The 16,549-nt window shown below is 71.6% G+C and carries 14 protein-coding genes; 6 read left to right on the forward strand and 8 right to left on the reverse strand.

All coding sequences use genetic code 11. The annotated features are described in order from the left end of the window. Nucleotides 1-17 precede the first annotated feature (17 nt). The gene (locus ABTU92_RS13945; RefSeq protein WP_408091567.1) at nt 18-1,817 is read right to left on the reverse strand and encodes an extracellular solute-binding protein; all 1,800 of its coding nucleotides are present in this window, start codon (nt 1,815-1,817) and stop codon (nt 18-20) included. A gap of 483 nt (nt 1,818-2,300) precedes the next feature. Between ABTU92_RS13945 and ABTU92_RS13950 the strand changes: the two genes are divergently transcribed. Then, complete coding sequence (locus ABTU92_RS13950) at nt 2,301-3,068, forward strand: invasion associated locus B family protein (protein WP_408091569.1); 768 nt, start codon at nt 2,301-2,303, stop codon at nt 3,066-3,068. Between the two features lie 304 nt (nt 3,069-3,372). On the opposite strand, the gene hspQ is transcribed toward ABTU92_RS13950, so the two are convergent. Both hspQ and ABTU92_RS13960 read right to left on the reverse strand, forming a co-directional pair. After that, nucleotides 3,373-3,705, reverse strand: coding sequence for a heat shock protein HspQ (gene hspQ, locus ABTU92_RS13955; RefSeq protein ID WP_408091571.1), 333 nt, complete (start codon nt 3,703-3,705; stop codon nt 3,373-3,375). Between the two features lie 152 nt (nt 3,706-3,857). Then, entirely contained in the window at nt 3,858-4,901 is a 1,044-nt protein-coding gene (locus ABTU92_RS13960; RefSeq protein WP_408091573.1) for an HpcH/HpaI aldolase/citrate lyase family protein, read from the reverse strand. Between the two features lie 297 nt (nt 4,902-5,198). Between ABTU92_RS13960 and ABTU92_RS13965 the strand changes: the two genes are divergently transcribed. Continuing rightward, nucleotides 5,199-6,161, forward strand: a complete 963-nt coding sequence (locus ABTU92_RS13965) for an AEC family transporter (RefSeq protein ID WP_408091575.1) — start codon at nt 5,199-5,201, stop codon at nt 6,159-6,161. Nucleotides 6,162-6,279: 118 nt separating this feature from the next. Here the strand turns inward: ABTU92_RS13965 and ABTU92_RS13970 are convergent, their stop codons facing one another. Beyond that, nucleotides 6,280-7,485, reverse strand: coding sequence for a UbiH/UbiF family hydroxylase (locus ABTU92_RS13970; protein ID WP_408091577.1), 1,206 nt, complete (start codon nt 7,483-7,485; stop codon nt 6,280-6,282). Between the two features lie 222 nt (nt 7,486-7,707). On the opposite strand from ABTU92_RS13970, the gene ABTU92_RS13975 reads away from it, so the two are divergent. The 4 genes from ABTU92_RS13975 to ABTU92_RS13990 all read left to right on the forward strand — a co-directional run bounded on the left by ABTU92_RS13975 (nt 7,708) and on the right by ABTU92_RS13990 (nt 11,850). After that, nucleotides 7,708-8,784: a YeiH family protein gene (locus tag ABTU92_RS13975; RefSeq protein WP_408091579.1), complete on the forward strand. Its 1,077-nt coding sequence runs from the start codon at nt 7,708-7,710 to the stop codon at nt 8,782-8,784. A gap of 157 nt (nt 8,785-8,941) precedes the next feature. After that, nucleotides 8,942-9,817, forward strand: a complete 876-nt coding sequence (locus ABTU92_RS13980; protein WP_408091581.1) for a LysR family transcriptional regulator — start codon at nt 8,942-8,944, stop codon at nt 9,815-9,817. Nucleotides 9,818-9,964: 147 nt separating this feature from the next. Then, entirely contained in the window at nt 9,965-10,930 is a 966-nt protein-coding gene (locus tag ABTU92_RS13985) for a DUF2182 domain-containing protein (protein ID WP_408091583.1), read from the forward strand. A gap of 167 nt (nt 10,931-11,097) precedes the next feature. Next, nucleotides 11,098-11,850 (forward strand): TerC family protein, encoded by a 753-nt coding sequence (locus ABTU92_RS13990; protein ID WP_408091585.1) that lies wholly within the window; start codon nt 11,098-11,100, stop codon nt 11,848-11,850. A gap of 197 nt (nt 11,851-12,047) precedes the next feature. On the opposite strand, the gene ABTU92_RS13995 is transcribed toward ABTU92_RS13990, so the two are convergent. The 4 genes from ABTU92_RS13995 to ABTU92_RS14010 form a co-directional block, all read right to left on the reverse strand. After that, nucleotides 12,048-12,860: a DeoR/GlpR family DNA-binding transcription regulator gene (locus tag ABTU92_RS13995; RefSeq protein ID WP_408091587.1), complete on the reverse strand. Its 813-nt coding sequence runs from the start codon at nt 12,858-12,860 to the stop codon at nt 12,048-12,050. 198 nt (nt 12,861-13,058) lie between these two features. Then, on the reverse strand, nt 13,059-14,051 hold the full coding sequence (gene pdxA / locus ABTU92_RS14000) for a 4-hydroxythreonine-4-phosphate dehydrogenase PdxA (protein WP_408091589.1): 993 nt from the start codon (nt 14,049-14,051) through the stop codon (nt 13,059-13,061). A 3-nt stretch (nt 14,052-14,054) separates the two neighbouring features. Next, nucleotides 14,055-15,368, reverse strand: coding sequence for a four-carbon acid sugar kinase family protein (locus ABTU92_RS14005; protein ID WP_408091591.1), 1,314 nt, complete (start codon nt 15,366-15,368; stop codon nt 14,055-14,057). A 1-nt stretch (nt 15,369) separates the two neighbouring features. Next, a complete protein-coding gene (locus ABTU92_RS14010; RefSeq protein WP_408091593.1) occupies nt 15,370-16,392 on the reverse strand; it encodes a 2-keto-3-deoxygluconate permease in 1,023 nt (340 codons plus the stop codon). Nucleotides 16,393-16,549: the final 157 nt, after the last annotated feature.

The following is a 16,549-nucleotide window of genomic DNA, read 5'->3' on the forward strand; positions in this document are numbered from 1 at the left end:
TCCAGCGACGAGATTAGCTAGCGGCCGTCCGCGCGCCACCATGTTTCCGGCAGCCAGCCATACAGCGACGTCGCCGCCGGGTGACGGACATCGCTCCATCGGGCGAGCCACTGGGTGGGCAGGTGATACAAAGGGACGACGTAGTGGCCGGAGATCAGCACCCGGTCGAGCGCCCGCACGGCCGAGACGAGGTCCTCGCGCGAGCGGGCGCGCAGCAGCGCCGCGATCGTCGCGTCGACGGCCGGCGACCGCACCCCCATGTAGTTGCGGCTGCCCGGCTCGTCGGCGGCGGCGGACCCCCAGTAGAACGCCTGCTCGTTGCCGGGTGACAGCGACTGGTCCCAGCGGTTGGGGATCATGTCGAAGTCGAACTGGATGCGGCGCTGCTCGAACTGCACGGCGTCGACCACCCGGATCGACGGCACGATGCCGGCCCGCTCCAGCGAGCGGGCGAAGGCGAGCGCGAGGCGCTCGTGGTCCTTGGTGGTGACCAGGATCTCGAAGGTCAGTGGCTGCCCGGACGCGCGGTGCCGCAGCACGCCGCCGTCGAGCACATAGCCGGCTCGGGCGAGCAGATCGAGCGCCGCCTTCAGGGCGGCACGGTCGCGCCCGGAGCCGTCCGACACCGGCGGCGCGTCGGTGCCCGCCATCACGTCGGGCCGCACCGCGTCGGGGAAGGGGGCCAGCAAGGCGCGCTCGGTCGCGTCGGCCGGGCGGCCGCGATGCGACAGCTCGCTCCCCTCGAAGAAGCTGCCGGTGCGGCGGTAGCGGTCGAAGAACAGATTGTGGTTGATCCACTCGAAGTCGAACAGGCGGACGATCGCCTCGCGCACGGCGATGTCGGAAAACACCGGCCGGCGCGTGTTGAACACGAAGGCCGCCATGCCGCGCGGCAGCCCGGTCGGGAACTCCTCCTTGACGACGCGGCCGTCGCGCACCGCCGGGAAGCCGTAGGCGGTCTCCCAGCGGCCCGGATCGGTCTCGACCCGGATGTCGTAGAGACCCTTGCGGAACGCCTCGAACCAAGCGTTGTCGTCGCGGTAGAAGTCGAACCGGATGGTGTCGAAGTTCCACTGGCCGCGATTGACGGCGCGGTCGCGGCCCCACCAGCGCGGGTTTCGCGCCAGCGTGACGCTCTTGCCGGCGTCGACGCTCTCGACCACGTAGGGGCCGCTGCCGAGCGGCGCTTTCAGCGTCGTCTCCTCGAAATGCGCCGGGTCCACGGCGTGGCGCGGCAGCACCGGCATCAGGCCGAGGATCAGCGGCAGCTCGCGATCGTTCGCGCCGGCGAGGTCGAAGCGCACCTCGCGCGGACCGAGCGCCTCGGCCTTTGCCACCTTGGCGTAATAGGTGCGGTAGTTCGGCCGGCCGTGGTCGCGCAGGAGCGCCCAGGAGAAGATCACGTCGTCGGCCGTCACCGGCGTGCCGTCCGAAAACGTCGCGTCGGGGTCGATCGTGAAGGTGACGACGCTGCGGTCCGGGTCGGTCTCGACCCGGCTCGCCAGCAGGCCGTAGAGCGTGAACGGCTCGTCGTAGCCGCGGGTGAGCAGGCTCTCGTAGACGTGCCCGCGCACCGCCTGCACGGGCACGCCGCGGACGATGAACGGGTTGAGGCTGTCGAAGGTGCCGAGCACCCCCATGGTCAACCGGCCGCCCTTCGGGGCGTCGGGATTGGCGTAGCGGAAGTGGGAAAAATCCGACGGCAGGGCCGGGGCGCCGTGCATGGCGATGGCGTGGGTCGGCGTGGCTCGGGTCGGCTCGCCGGCGGCGACTTGGCCGGTCGGGAGGAGGGCGGCGAGCACGAGACCCGCGAGCACGAGCGCGGCCGGCAGGCCGTGTCGGAGCAGGCCGGGTGCGAGCAGGCCGGATGCGAGAAGGCGGGTCGCGGCCGCAGCCGATCGGCGCCGTCGGTCCGCCGGATGGCGGTCCGGGCCGGCGGCTGAGGGGCGGCAGGCGATTCGGTCTCGTCGCATCGCCGGAACGCTAGCACGGACACGAGCGTGGACGCCGGTCCGGGATCTGCTACCGTCGGGCGTCACCGTGACACCCCCGCGCCGGGCCGTTCCCCGGGCCTGCGGCGAAAACCGAAAACCCTTGCCGTAAGCGCGTTAAGGTCGCCCACCGGGCCACTTTACTGCCGCATTTAGACGGTGTTACAGCCCTCGCCAGGGGACGCGTCGCCCGCCGGTGCATCGACGACCAGGCCGCCGCAGCGACACGGCAACGCAAAGAGGATTTTCATGACCCGTCTGAGCCCATTTGCGCCGGCTCGTCCGGTGCGGCGATCGCTTTCGAAGGCAATGGCGGCGTTCGTGTCGATCTCGGCGCTGGCGGTTCCGGTCGCGCAAGCGCAACAGCCCGCGCAGCCGGCCCAACCGGCCCGCCCGGCGCAAGCCCAGCCCGCCCGCCCCGCCCAGCCGGCGCAGCCCGCCCGGCCGCCGGCGGCCGCCCAGCAAAAGCCGGCCGCGCCTGCTGCGCCCGCGGCGCCGCAGCAGGCCCAGCAGGGTCAGCAGCAGGGACCGCAGCTCATCTACTCGCCGTGGGCGAAGTTCTGCGGCAAGGGCCAGGACGCCAATGCCAAGCAGGTCTGCTTCACCGGCAAGGACGCCCGCACCGAGGCCGGCCAGCCGGTCATCGCCGCTGCCCTGATCGAGCCCGAGGGCGAGCCCAAGAAGCTGTTCCGCATCACCCTGCCGTCGCCCCTGCAGCTGCAGTACGGCACCCGCGTGATCGTCGACCAGCAGCAGCCGATGACGGGGCCGTTCTTCACCTGCTTCGCCAACGGCTGCATGGCCGACTACGAGGCGACGCCGGACATGATCGCCAAGCTCAAGGCCGGCCAGATGCTGACCATACAGGCCATCAACCTGGCCGGCGCCGCGATCTCGTTCCCGCTGCCGCTGAGCGACTTCAAGAAGGCCAACGAGGGCCCGCCCACCGACCCGAAGGTGTTCGAGGAGCAGCAGAAGAAGCTTCAGGAGGAGCTCCAGAAGCGGGCCGAGGAGGCGCGCAAGAAGCTCGAGGGCCAGGGCGGCGCCCCGGCCGCCGGAGCCCAGCCGGGCCGCTGAGATCTCGCTTCAACGAACACGAAAAAGCGCGCCGAAGGGCGCGCTTTTTTTCGTTGGGGCGCGGGCGGCTCGAGCTCGGCTTCCGCCCTCGTGGTGAGGAGGCCGCGAAGCTCCGTAGGGTGGGCAAAAGCGAAGCGTGCCCACCGGCGGCACGACGACCGCTGCTCGAGAAAAGCGTGTACGGAGGCAAAGACTGCACGACAGCACAGATGAAAGCATAATCGGCGTGGGCACGGCGCTGCGCGCCTTTGCCCACCCTACCGGCTCCCCGCCGGGGATCACCGCGAGATCGACGCCGACGAGTTCAGTTCAGCACCTCGAAGCGGCGGCGGTAGGAGCCGTCCTCACCGCGCTCGAACACCTCGGAGACCTGGGGGTGGCGGAGCGGCTCGCCCGAGTCGTCGGGCAGCAGGTTCTGCTCCGACACATAGGCGATGTACTCGGTCTCGGCGTTCTCGGCGAAGAGGTGGTAGAACGGCTGGTCCTTGCTGGGCCGGACCTCCTCGGGAATCGCCTCGTACCACTCCTCGGTGTTGGCGAAGACCGGGTCGACGTCGAAGATCACGCCCCGGAACGGATAGATCCGGTGCCGCACAACCTGGCCGATCGTGTACTTGCCGACGCGCGTCTTCCTCATGGTCCGGAAAATAGCGCATTGACGGGCCGCGGAACAGGGTCTCGGCCCTTCCCCGGTTGCAGCCCTGGACTTCGCCCCGGAGGCCCACCCCGAGGTCGCGGGCGACCAGCCGGCGGTGCCGCCGGCCGGCGCGCGCAGCGTCACATCCGCCGTCACAGCCCGTAGCGGGCGGCCATCTCGGGATCCTTGGCGGCGACCAGGCGGGCGAGGTCGTGCACCACTTTGGCCTGCTTCCAGGTGGCGTCGTCCTGCATCTTGCCGTCGATCATCACGGCGCCGGTGCCGTCCGGCATCGCCTCGAGGATCTTGTTGGCGAGCTTCACCTCGGCCGGATCGGGCGAGAACACCCGCTTGGCGATGTCGATCTGGCTCGGATGCAGCGACCAGGCGCCGGCGCAGCCGAGCAGGAAGGCGTTGCGGAACTGCGCCTCGCAGGCCTCCGGATCGGAGAAGTCGCCGAACGGGCCGTAGAACGCCTTGATGCCGGCCGCCGCGCAGGCGTCGACCATGCGGGCGAGCGTGTAGTGCCACAGGTCCTGCTGGAAGCCGGTGCGCGGGCCGCCCTCCGCCGTCGCGTCGGCCAGCACCTTGTACTCGGGATGGCCGCCGCCGACCCGGGTCGTCTTCATGGCCCGCGAGGCGGCGAGATCGGCCGGGCCGAGGCTCATGCCGTGCATGCGCGGCGACGCGGTCGCGATCCCTTCGACATTGTTGACGCCCTCCGGGGTCTCCAGGATGGCGTGGATGAAGATCGGCTTGCGCAGGCCGTAGCGCGCCTCCAGCTGCGCCAGCAGCTGATCGAGATAGTGAATGTCCCACGGCCCCTCGACCTTGGGGATCATCACCACGTCGAGCTTGTAGCCGACCGCCTCGACGATCTCGAGCAGATCGTCGAGCACCCAGGGCGAGTTCAGCGCATTGATGCGCACCCACAGGCCAGTGGCGCCGAAGTCGGTCTGCCGCGCCATCTCGATAAAGCCGCGGCGGGCCTCCTCCTTGCAGTCGGCGGGAATCGCGTCCTCGAGATTGCCGAGCACGACGTCGACCTGGCCGGTCAGCTCGCGCACCTTGGCGCGGAGCTTCTCGATGTGGGGCGGCACGAAGTGGATCATCCGCTCGAGCCGCACCGGGAGCTCGCGGCAGGGCGCGGGCGCGCCGATGGCGAGCGGCTTGTAGAAGTTGCGTGGAAGCTTCATCGACCCTGTTCCGCCGTTGTCGGGACCGTTCGGGACGGCGCGCGCGCACACCGGAACCGGGAAACGCCGCGACGTTCTGCATGGGCTGCCTGCGCGGCGTGGCGCTGCGCTGGCCGTCGGGAAATGCTCTAAGTAGGATCGCGTTCTCGCCCGCCGAGCCTAGTGGAAGGAGGGGCCGTCGCCAAGCCGGACGGCGCGGCCGGCATCCTGCGACCTTCGTCGGGACGACGGCCGCGAGCCGCCCGAGAGCCGATCCGACAGCCGACCCGTTCACCGCCGCCCGCCCGTGACCGCCGCATGATCGACGTCCTCAATCTCGCGCTGCCGTTCTTCGGCCTGATCTTCCTCGGCATGGCCTGCGGCCGGTTCGCCCGCATCCCCGATTCCGGCCTCGCCTGGATGGACTTCTTCGTCATCTGGGTGGCGCTGCCGTCGCTGTTCTATCGCGTCCTCTCGCAGACCCCGGCCGGCGAGCTCGGCCAGGTGTGGTTCATCGTGGCGACGACGCTCGCCACCTTCGTCGCCTTTCTGATCACGTTCGGCATCGCCTTGGCCTTGCGGCGTGGGCGGCTCGCCGAGGCGACCATCATCGGGCTCGCCGGCTCGTTCGGGAATGTCGGCTACATGGGGCCGGGGCTGGCCGTGTCGGCGCTCGGCACCGAGGCGGCGGCGCCCGTCGCGCTGGTGTTCTGCTTCGACACGCTTCTGGTGTTCTCGCTCGCGCCGTTCCTGATGGCGGTGGCAAGGGGTGGAGGGGCGGGGGCGTTCGCGACGCTGCTTCTGGTGCTGCGGCGGATCGCCCTGCATCCGTTCATCGTGGCGAGCGTGCTCGGCGTCGCCTCGGCGGCGCTGGAGGTGCGGCCGCCCGTGGCGCTCGACCGGCTGCTGCAGTTCCTGCAGAACGCCGCGGCGCCCTGCGCCCTGTTCGCGCTCGGCGTCACGGTGGCGATGCGGCCGGTCGACCGGCTCTCGGCCGAGATGCCGATCGCCATCGCCGTGAAGCTTCTGGTCCACCCGCTCGTCGCGCTGGCGCTCCTGTCGCTGCTCGGGCCGTTCGCCGAGACCTGGGTGGCGACCGCCGTGCTGCTCGCCGCGCTGCCGACCGCGCTGTCGATCTTCGTGCTGGCCCGGCAGTACGACACCTGGGTCGCCGAGGCGTCGAGCCTGATCATGGTCGGCATCGTCGTCTCGGTGTTCACCGTCACGACGGTGCTGTGGCTGATCAAGACGCACCGGCTGCCGCTGAATTTTTTGGGGTAGGGGGTGATGGTCATTCCGGGGCGGCGCGCGGCGCCGAACCCGGAATCCAGCGGCGGCGTCGGAGCTCGGGGCTGGATTCCGGGTTCGCGCGTTCCGCGCGCCCCGGAACGACGCCGCATCACCCCAGCCTCTCGCCCCTCAGAAGCTTCGGCTCGGAGAGCGCCGGGGCGACGCCCTCGCGCATGACGAGCCGGCGCAGCGGGCCGAGGCGCGAGAGCATCCACAGGCCGGCGCCGCGGGCGCCCTGCACGGGCAGCAGGTCGCTCAGCAGGCTGCGATTCAGAAGGTCGACGGCGAGCGTCCGGCTGGTGACGTCGCCGCGCCGGCGCCGGTCGTACTCGGCCGTCAGGGCGGCACCGCCCGGATCGTGGCCGTCGCGAAGCGCTTCGGCGACCAGCTCGGCCACCGTCGCCGCATCGCGAAAACCGAGATTGAGGCCCTGGGCGCCGATCGGCGGCACCACGTGGCCGGCCTCGCCGACCAGCACGACCCGATGCGCGCCCAGCGCCCGCGCCGTCTCGGCGGCGAGCGGGAAGGCGCCGCGGCCGGGCTCCACCGTCACGGTGCCGAGGATCGAATGCGAGCGCCGCTCCATCTCGGCGTCGAGCGCAGCAGCATCGAGTGCCTGAAGGCGCTCGGCCTCGGCGGGAGCGACGACGCACACCACGCTGACCCGCCGGCCAGGCAGCGGCACGAGCGTGAACGGCCCGGCGGGCGAATGGAATTCGGTCGAGATGTCCTGGTGATCGCGTGACACGCTCAGATTGAAGGTGAGCGCCGTCTGGGGATAGCGCCAGCCCCGCGTGGCGATCCCGGCGGCGTCGCGCACCGGTGACTTCCGTCCGTCGGCGCCGACCGCGAGGCGTGCCGTGACGGTGCGGCCGTCGGCGACCGTCACGGTCACGGCGTCGTCGCCGATCGCCACGGCGCTGGCGTCGTCGCGGATCACGGTCAGGTTCGGAAAGGCGGCGGCGCGCGCCTCCAGGGCGGCGACCAAGTCGCGGTTGGCGATGTTCCAGCCGAAGGCGTCGAGGCCGATCTCGTGCGCGTCGAACCGCACCTCGGGGGCGCGCCACAGCCGGCCGGTGTCGTCGACGATCCGCATCGCCCGCAGCGGCGCGGCGTGCTCGCGGCAGCCCTCCCAGACGCCGAGCGCAACCAGGGCATAGACCGACCCGGCGAGCAGCGCCGTCGTCCGGTTGTCGCGGACGATCGGCTTTCCCGCGACCAGCACCGTGTCGGCGCCGGTCGAGGCGATCGCCACGGCCGCCATCAGCCCGGCCGGCCCGCCGCCGACCACCACGACGTCGGAGGTCTTCGTCATCGCGCCGCTGCCGTCCGTCATTCCGGAAACCCTTTTGCAATCGGCCGCGATCGCGACGCGGGCCTGCGCCCGTCTTTAGTCGATCCGGTGGGCCGGTGCGAAGCTGCGGCAGCGTCGCGGGATCGAATAATCGATTTTGCAGATTGTATCGAGCGTTATAATTTGTTGGAATGATCAAGCTGCATTCGGCTTTTCTGGTGCCGAGCCATCCAGGAGAGCCCGATGCCGCCCGTCGTCAGAACCGCACCCGCCATCGTCCAGGAAGCCGCATGCCCGGCGCCGCCCCGAAAATTCCCGCTCCGCGCGCTGTTGCCCGGCCTCGCCCTGGCCGGTGGAGTCGCGGCGGCCGCGCTGGCGCTGCGGCAGGTGCCGGGCGTCGCGGTGCTCTCGCCGATGATCCTGGCGATCGTCGTCGGCATCGCGGTTCGCAACCTCTTGGGCACGCCGGCCGCGGCGCAGCCGGGGCTCGGCTTCGCCATGCGCCCGGTGCTGCGGGCCGCGATCGTGCTGCTCGGGCTGCAGCTCACCGCCGCCGACATCGTCGAGCTCGGCTGGTCGAGCGTCGCCATCCTGGCCGCGACGCTCGGCGCGACCTTCCTGTTCACGCTGTGGCTGGGGCGGCGGCTCGGGGTCGAGCCGGGGCTCGCCCGGCTGGTCGCCGCCGGCACCTCGATCTGCGGCGCCTCGGCCGTGGTGGCGGCCAACACGGCCGCCCGTGCCCCGGACGAGGACGTCGCCTATGCGGTCGCCTGCGTGACTCTATTCGGCTCGCTCGCCATGGTGCTGTATCCGCTGCTGCCGGAGGTGCTGCATCTCGGGCCGCGCGCCTACGGCCTGTGGGCCGGCGCCTCGATCCACGAGATCGCCCAGGTGCTGGCGGCGGCGTTCCAGGCGGGCGGCGAGGCCGGCCATGTCGGCACCATCGCCAAGCTGTCGCGGGTCATGATGCTGGCGCCCGTGGTGCTGCTGCTCGGCCTGTGGATGGCGCGCAGCGGCGGGACGACGGAGGCGGACGGGGCGGGCGACGCGACGGCGCGGGCAAAACAGCCGGTGCCGTGGTTCGTGTTCGGATTCCTGGCGCTGTGCGGCCTGAACAGCGTGATCGCGATCGACCCGCAAGTGCGGAGCTGGATCGTGCTCGCCACCACGGGGCTGCTGACCGTGGCGCTCGCCGCCATGGGGCTGGAGACCGACGTGCGGAAGCTCGCCGCCAAGGGCCTTCGGCCGCTGGCGCTCGGCGCTGCCGCGACGCTGTTCATCGCGGTGTTCAGCCTCGGCCTGGTGGAGATGTTCGGCTGACCCGGCGCGCCACGAGGATCGTCATTCCGGGGCGCGGGCACGGCCCGCGAACCCGGACTCCAGCGACACGCTCCGAACTCTCGGCAGGATTCCGGGTCCGGCGCGGCGCGCCGGCCCGGAATGACCGCTTTGGACGCCGCCACCTGCGGAGGCCGTCGTGACGCTGGAGCAGCTCCGCATCTTCGTCGCCGTCGCCGAGCGCCAGCACATGACGCGCGCCGCCGAGGCGCTCGGCCTCGTCCAGTCGGCCGTCAGTGCCGCGATCGCGGCGCTCGAGGCGCGCCACGCGACCGTCCTGTTCCACCGGGTCGGCCGCCGCATCGCGCTCACCGACGCCGGCCGCACCTTCCTGCCCGAGGCCAAGGCCGTGCTGGCGCGCGCCGCCGCGGCCGAGCTGGCGCTCGCCGAGACCTCCGGGCTCGCCCGCGGCAGCCTCACGGTCGCGGCGAGCCAGACCATCGCCGGCTACTGGCTGCCGGAGCGGCTGGTGGCGTTCCGCCGTGCGCATCCGCGGATCGCCGTCCGGTTGATCGTCGGCAACACGGCGCAGGTCGCCCGGGCGGTGGCCGAGGGCGAGGCCGATCTCGGCCTGGTCGAGGGCGCCGTCGACCTGCCGGCGCTCGCCGACCGGGCCTTTCCGGGCGACCGGCTGATCCTCGTCGTGCCACCGGGCCATCCGCTCGCCGGGCGCGCGACGATCGCGCCGGCCGCGCTGCGCGACGCCGATTTCGTGCTGCGCGAGCCGGGCTCCGGCACCCGCTCCGAGTTCGAGGACGCGTTTCGGGTCGCCGGCGGGGACCCGGGGCGGCTGCGGGTCGTTCTCGAGCTTCCGTCGAACGAGGCGGTGCGGGCAGCCGTCGAGGCCGGCGGCGGCGTCACGGTGATCTCGGCGCTGGTCGCGGCGCCGGGGCTGCGGGCCGGCCGGCTCGTGCAGGCGCCGTTCGCCCTGCCGGTGCGGAGCTTCCACCTGCTGCGTCACTGCGAGCGGTATCAGAGCCTCGCCGCCCGCGCCTTTTCGGCCCTGATTCCCTGACGCCACGTCCGCACCCGGCGGGGGTGAAGGGGTCCGCAGCCGTCCGCATGCGCCCGCCGCACGGATGCGCTATGGACGATATGTGGCGACCCCCCGCAGTCGCCGGCGAGACGGCGCGTGCCGATCGCCGGCCGAACGAGCCCGAGCATGACCGACACGGCCGATCCCTCCCGTCTCGCCGACCCGCCGAGCGGCCGGCCACCCGGCGTGCCTCTGCTGGCGCGGCCGATCGTCGTCGCGCTCGCCTGCCTGGTGGTGCTGGCCGGGCTCGGCTGGGTCTATCTCGGCCTGATGGTGGCCGGCATGGCGAGCGCCGGCACGCCCGGCGGCGGCATGGCCGGCTCGGCCGCCGCGATGGGCCCCGGCATGGGCCTGTTCGATCTGGTGACGGGCGGCGTGCCGCTCGACGGCTTCGCCAAGGCGCTGGCCGACGCGATCTGCAGCCCGAGCTTCGGCCACCAGGCCGGCTTCGGGGTCGCCGGGATCGCGACGCTCGCCGGCATGTGGGCCGCCATGGCGCTCGCCATGATGCTGCCGACCGCGGGCCCGATGATCCTCGCCTATGCCGAGATCGCCGCGACCGCCGAGCGCCGCGGCGAGGCGGTCGCCTCGCCCGTCGCTTTGATCGCCGGCTATGCCGGGGTGTGGCTGCTGTTCGCGCTGGTCGCCGCCGCCCTCCAGGCGGCGCTCACGAACGCCGCGCTGCTCGATCCCGCCATGGCCTCGGCGAGCCCGCTGTTCTCCGGCGCCGTCTTCGTCGGCGCCGGCGTCTATCAGTTCTCGCCGCTGAAGTTCGCCTGCGTGACGCGCTGCCAGCGGCCGTTTCCGTTCTTCCTGCTGCGCTGGTCGAGCGCCACGGCGGCGGTGTTCCGCCTCGGCGTCCGGCAGGGCCTGTACTGCCTCGGCTGCTGCTGGGCCATGATGCTGGTGATGTTCGCGGTCGGGGTGATGAACGTGGTCTGGATGGCGCTGCTCGGCGTCGTGATGGGGGCCGAGAAGATCGCCGTGACGACCCGCTTCTCCAAGGCGATCGGCGTCGTGTTCCTCGCCATCGGGGCGTGGATGATCGGCGATGCCGTCGTGGCGCACTGGCCTCTCGCCCGCACGGGCTAGCCAGATCGGCCGAGGGGGTTGCGGCAGGCTGACGCGGCTTGACGCCGCGGGCCGGAACCCTTGCGCCCGGCCGGACCTCCCCGGATAAACCCGAGTACCTGCACACCTTGCCGCACCCCCGCCGGTCGGTCCGCACCGCCGGCCGTTTCGAGAGAGCCGCCCCGACCATGCTCGACCTTCTGACCGACCCGCACGCCTGGGCCGCCCTCGTCACCCTGAGCGCGCTCGAGATCGTCCTCGGCATCGACAACGTCGTGTTCATCTCGATTCTGGTCTCGCGCCTGGATCCGAAGATCGCCGACAACGCGCGAAAACTCGGGCTCGCGCTGGCGCTGGTGTTCCGCATCCTGCTGCTGTTCACGCTGACCTGGCTGATGAGCCTCTCGGCGCCGCTGTTCTCGGCGATGGGCCGGTCGTTCTCGTGGCACGACATCATCCTGATCGCCGGCGGCCTGTTCCTGATCGCCAAGGCGACGCACGAGATGCACGCCGAGATCGAGGCGGCCGAGGAGGAGGAGGCCGGCGCCGGCCCGGTGATCAAGGCGGCGTTCGGGCTCGTGATCCTGCAGATCATCGTCATCGATCTCGTCTTCTCGATCGACTCGATCGTCACGGCGATCGGGATGGCGCAGGACATCCGCATCATGGTCGCGGCCGTGCTGATCGCCGTGACCGTGATGTTCATCGCGTCCGGCCCGGTGGCGCGCTTCGTCGCCGCGCATCCGACCACCAAGATGCTGGCGCTCGCCTTCCTGGTGCTGATCGGCGTCGCGCTCGTCGCCGACGGCTTCGAGGTGCATATCCCGCGCGGCTACATCTACTTCGCCATGGCCTTCGCGGGCGCCGTCGAGGCGTTCAACATCGTCGCCATGCGCAAGCGCCGCCGCCGCCGGCTGATCGAGCCGCAGCGGCCGCATTGAGCCGCGAGGCAAGACGGAAGGATCTGTTTCCGTCCTCATGCTGACCTGTTTCCGTCCTCACCCTGAGGAGCCCGCGAAGCGGGCGTCTCGAAGGGCGAGGATGGCCCCTCGTGGGGGCCACATGGTTCGAGACGCGCGCCTTCGGCGCGCTCCTCACCATGAGGGGCGTGTCGGTGAATTGCGGCGCCGTGAGAGACTCAGTCGAGCGCGTCTTCGAGGTCTTCGGCGGCGGGACGGGGGCTCGGCTCGGCCGGCGCGATCACCACCGTGACGCCGGGCAGGGCGCGGAACGGCGCGAGCTGCGCCTCGCTCGCGCCGGCGTCGGTGACCAGCGTCCAGGGCCGGTTCAGCGGCAGCCAAGCCGGTTGATGGGCGTTGCCGAGCTTGGAGGAGTCGGCGAGCAGGAACACGGCGCTCGCCTGCGCGACCATCGCCTCCTTGAGGGCGACCTGCTCCTGCGTCGCCTCGCACAGGCCGCGGCCCGCCACCACGCCGTCGGCGCCGAGGAAGAGCTTGTCGGCCGTGAGCCGGCGCACCGCGAGCTCGGCGAGCGGCCCGAACGTGCCCATGCTGATCGAGCGCACCGTGCCGCCCAGCACGGTCAGCGTGATGGTCTCCGACTGGGCGAACACCGGCACCAGGGCGAGATTGTTGGTGACGATCGAGAGCGTGCGCTCCTTCAGCCGCAGCCCGAGCGCCTCGACCGTGGAGCCGACGTCGAGCAGCACGCGCTCGCCGTCCTGGACGAGCGCGGCGGCCGCGTCGGCGATCGCCTGCTTGGCCTGCAGGTTGATGTGCTCGCGGCTCGACAGCGACGCCTCGGGCGCCGCACGCGAGAGAATCGCGCCGCCATAGGTGCGGGTGACGACGCCCGTGTCGGACAGGCGCTGCAGATCGCGCCGGATGGTCGACAGCGACACGTCGAGCCGGCGCGCCAGCTCCTCGACATTCTCCTCGCCGGACCGGATCAGGTCGAGGATCTGCTGTTCGCGTTCGCGTCGTCGCCGCATGACACCTTTGAACTGTCTCTCCGACGTGTCCGATTGTTCGGTGGCGCGAGCCCGTCCTTGTCATCCGGCCACGGAGGGCGTGTCGTCCGTGTCCGGACCGAACCGCCCACCGCGCCATTAAAATCCCGACGGGCCGCGAAAGCGACATCCACAAATGCACATCGGGTCGGGCGTGACATGCATGGCCGAACCCGAATATCAGCGACGGACCGCCAGCTCGGCCGCCTGCCGCAGCGCCTCGATCATGCTGCCCTCGTCCGCGATCCCGCGGCCGGCGATGTCGAACGCGGTACCATGATCCACCGAAGTGCGGATCACAGGCAAGCCGACCGTGATGTTCACGCCCGCTTCGAGCCCCATCACCTTGATCGGGATGTGCCCCTGGTCGTGATACATGGCGACGACGAGGTCGAAATCGCCCCGATAGGCGCGGAAGAACAGCGTGTCGCCGGGGAGCGGCCCCTCGACCGACCAGCCGCGCGCCTGGCAGGCCTCGATCGCCGGGACGATCTTCGCCGCCTCCTCGCCGTGGCCGAACAGGCCGTTCTCGCCGGCATGTGGGTTGATGGCGCAGACGCCGATTCGCGGCTGGGTCATGCCGGCGGCGACCAGGGTGGCGCGGCCGCGGGCGATCACCCGCTCGACCAGGCCGGGCTCGATCTTCGCCACCGCGTCGACGAGCCCGATATGCGTGGTGACGTGAATCACCCGCAGCTTCGGGCCGACCAGCATCATCGACACCTCGGGCGTGCCGGTGAGATGGGCGAGCAACTCGGTATGGCCCGGGAACTCGTGGCCGGCGGCGTGCAGGGCCTCCTTGTTGAGCGGCGCCGTGCAGATCGCGTCGGTCTCGCCGGTCCGGCACAGCTCCGCCGCCTTGGCGATGTAGCGATAGGCAGCCTCGCCCGAGGCGGCGAGCATCTGGCCGAACGGGTGGCCGGGCGGCACCGCCTTCAGGTCGATGCAGTCGATCGTGCCGACCGTGCCGAGCGCGTCGGCGGGCCGGTCGATCACGTGGATCACCGGCGACTGGCCGACGATCTCGGCCGCCTCGGCGAGCCGGACGGCGTCGCCGATCACCACGGGCCGGCACATCGCGTAGACGTCGGCGTGGGCCAGCGCCTTGACGACGATCTCCGGACCGATCCCGGAGGGGTCGCCCATGGTGACGGCAATGACGGGTCCGGGCATCGGTCAGGCTTTCTCGGAGGCGGAGGAGGTGAGGCGGTCGAGGCAGTGGAGCAGGGTGGCGTCGGTGCCGAAGCCGCCGGCCTTGGTGGCGATCGGCAGCGCCAGCGCGCCGACCGTGACGCCGAGCGGCACGCCGGGCTCGACCTCGTCGACGAGGCGGATGCCGGTCACGCCGATGCGGCCGAGCAGGGCGCAGACCGTGTCGCCGCCGGTGCAGACCAGGCCGCCGAGATGGGCGGTCGCCGGGCCGACGAGATCGGCGAGCCGCGCCGCGACGGCGCCGCCCGCGGCGAGGTCGCTGCCGGGTCCGAACTCGGTGACGACGAGGACATGGCCGTCGCCGAGCGCCGCGCCGATCTTGGCGGTCAGCTCGCGGCCGGCCGTCTGGGCACCCGGCGCGTCGCGCAGCACCGCCTCGGGCACTTGAACAGGGGTGACCCGGCCGGAGGCGGCGAGCGTCTCGGCGGCGGCCCGCGACGCCTCGGCGACGCTGCCGACCAGCACCAGCACGGGGCCGGTCACCGCGGGCAGGGCGGGCGGCGGCGGCTCGTCGGGGGCGACCAGCCGGGCGAGCGCCGAGGCCAAGCCGCCGGTGCCGACGAACAGCATCCTGTCAGCGAGCGGCAGCACCGCCTCGGCGGCGACCAGGAGGTCCTCGGGCGTGGCGGCGTCACAGACGACCGCGTCGCAGCCCTCCGCCATGGCGTTCTCGACGATGCCGCGCACGACGCCGGCGCCGCGGCGGAGCTGGTCGAGCGGCACGACGCCGGATTCGAGCCCGGCGGTCTTCAGCACGTCGGGCAGGGACCCCGAATCGTAGCTGTGGTCGCGGGCGAAGATCGGCGTGTCTTCGAGTCGCTGGCCGTTCACCAGCACCCGTCCGGCCTCGGTGGTGCGGCCGGTGGCCGGAAAGGCCGGGGCGACGAACGCGATGGTGCGGTGATCGTGACGGCGCAGATCGGCGAGCAGGGCGGCGGTCTCGGCCGCCGGCTGGCCGCGCAGCGTCGAGTCGATCTTCTTGTAGACGATGCGGCCGGGCGTCTGGTGCGCGGCGAGCGCCGCCGACTGGCGCGCCGCGGCGGCCGGCGCCGGCAGCCGGCGGCTGTCGGCATCGACGGCGATCACCGGCACGTCGCCGGCCAGCTGGTCGGCGGCATGTCGGAGGCTGGCGTCGCCCCAGGTCTCCCCGTTTCGCCAAGTCACCACGGTCGCGAGACCGCGCCGGGCGAAGGCGATGCCCGTGTCGGCGGCGCCGGTGAGGTCGTCGGCGACGATGAGCCAGGCACGCGGCACGTTGCGTGGGGCGACGGCCGTCATGTCACGCTCCCTTGGCCTCGGTCGGGGCGGCCATGGCTTCTGCTTCGGCCGGCTCGTCGGGGAGATCGGCGGGAGCGCCGACCAGGCGGGCCGTCCAGGCCGTCACCAGCGGCACCAGGATGGCCGTCACCACCACGGCGGCGGCGACCAGGATGGTCGCGTGCTTGGCGGCCTCGGTGTAGACCGGGTTCGACGCCGCGATGATGGCCGGCACGGCGGCGGCATTGCCGGCCGTGGAGGCGGCCGCGACGCCCGCGACACCGGTTCCGCCGGTGAGCCGGTCGGCGAAGAACAGCGGGATGCCGGTCAGCACCACGACGGCGACGCCGAGGCCGACGCCGAGCAGCCCGGCCTGCCACACCTTGGTGAGATCGAGCCCGGCGCCGAGCGCGAAGGCGAAGAACGGGATCATCACCGGCACGGCGCGGGCGAGGAAATCGCGCAGCTCGCGGTCGAGATTGCCGAGGATCATGCCGACGACGAGCGGCAGGATGCCGCCGACCAGCGTCTGCCAGGGGAACGCCGACAGGCCGGCGACGCCGAGCGTCACCATGGTCAGGAACGGCCCCGACTCGAGCGACATGATCGTGTAGGCGCCGACGTCGCGCGGCTTCCCGTACTGGCCCATCAGGGCCATGTAGAGCCCGCCATTGGTGTCGTTGAACGCCGCCACCACGGCGAGCGTCGAGATGCCGGCGAACAGGCCGCCGTCGATCGGCGCCTCGCCGAGCAGCCGCCCGAGCACGACGCCGGCGAGCACGCCCATGCCGATCTTCACGGCGAACAGGGTGCCGCCCTTCTTGACGATGTAGGGCGTCGCCTTGAAGTCGATGCTGGCGCCCATGCACACGTAGAAGACGGCCAGGATGGTCAGGGCACCGGTGAACAGGGCGCCCGTGAAGGAGCCGAAGAACTTCGGCGTGCCGGGAGCGAGCGTCGCGATGATCGCGCCGAGCATCAGTGGGACGACCATCATGCCGCCGGGGACGCGCTCGACGGCGCGCTTGATCGGAATCTGTTTCACGAGAAGACCTCTCTGTGATCGAAACGCGCAGTATGGGATCGCGAAAGCCGGCGCGTTGCGAAACGGAACGGGTCGATGACATAGGAAGGCAGCAGAAAACGCCGTCAATAATTGCGCAGTTCGCGCATAAATCAAGTGGATGTGCGTCTTGTACGCA

This window comes from Rhodoplanes sp. SY1, from assembly GCF_046000175.1.
GTDB lineage: Bacteria > Pseudomonadota > Alphaproteobacteria > Rhizobiales > Xanthobacteraceae > Rhodoplanes.

Coding starts and splice junctions, on each gene's coding strand:
- ABTU92_RS13965 (WP_408091575.1), top strand. CDS start 5,199: ATGATCGACGTCCTCAATCTCGCGCTGCCGTTCTTCGGCCTGATCTTC.
- ABTU92_RS13970 (WP_408091577.1), bottom strand. CDS start 7,485: ATGACGAAGACCTCCGACGTCGTGGTGGTCGGCGGCGGGCCGGCCGGG.
- pdxA (WP_408091589.1), bottom strand. CDS start 14,051: ATGCCCGGACCCGTCATTGCCGTCACCATGGGCGACCCCTCCGGGATC.
- ABTU92_RS13985 (WP_408091583.1), top strand. CDS start 9,965: ATGACCGACACGGCCGATCCCTCCCGTCTCGCCGACCCGCCGAGCGGC.
- ABTU92_RS13990 (WP_408091585.1), top strand. CDS start 11,098: ATGCTCGACCTTCTGACCGACCCGCACGCCTGGGCCGCCCTCGTCACC.
- hspQ (WP_408091571.1), bottom strand. CDS start 3,705: ATGAGGAAGACGCGCGTCGGCAAGTACACGATCGGCCAGGTTGTGCGG.
- ABTU92_RS13995 (WP_408091587.1), bottom strand. CDS start 12,860: ATGCGGCGACGACGCGAACGCGAACAGCAGATCCTCGACCTGATCCGG.
- ABTU92_RS13975 (WP_408091579.1), top strand. CDS start 7,708: ATGCCGCCCGTCGTCAGAACCGCACCCGCCATCGTCCAGGAAGCCGCA.
- ABTU92_RS14005 (WP_408091591.1), bottom strand. CDS start 15,368: ATGACGGCCGTCGCCCCACGCAACGTGCCGCGTGCCTGGCTCATCGTC.
- ABTU92_RS13960 (WP_408091573.1), bottom strand. CDS start 4,901: ATGAAGCTTCCACGCAACTTCTACAAGCCGCTCGCCATCGGCGCGCCC.
- ABTU92_RS13950 (WP_408091569.1), top strand. CDS start 2,301: ATGGCGGCGTTCGTGTCGATCTCGGCGCTGGCGGTTCCGGTCGCGCAA.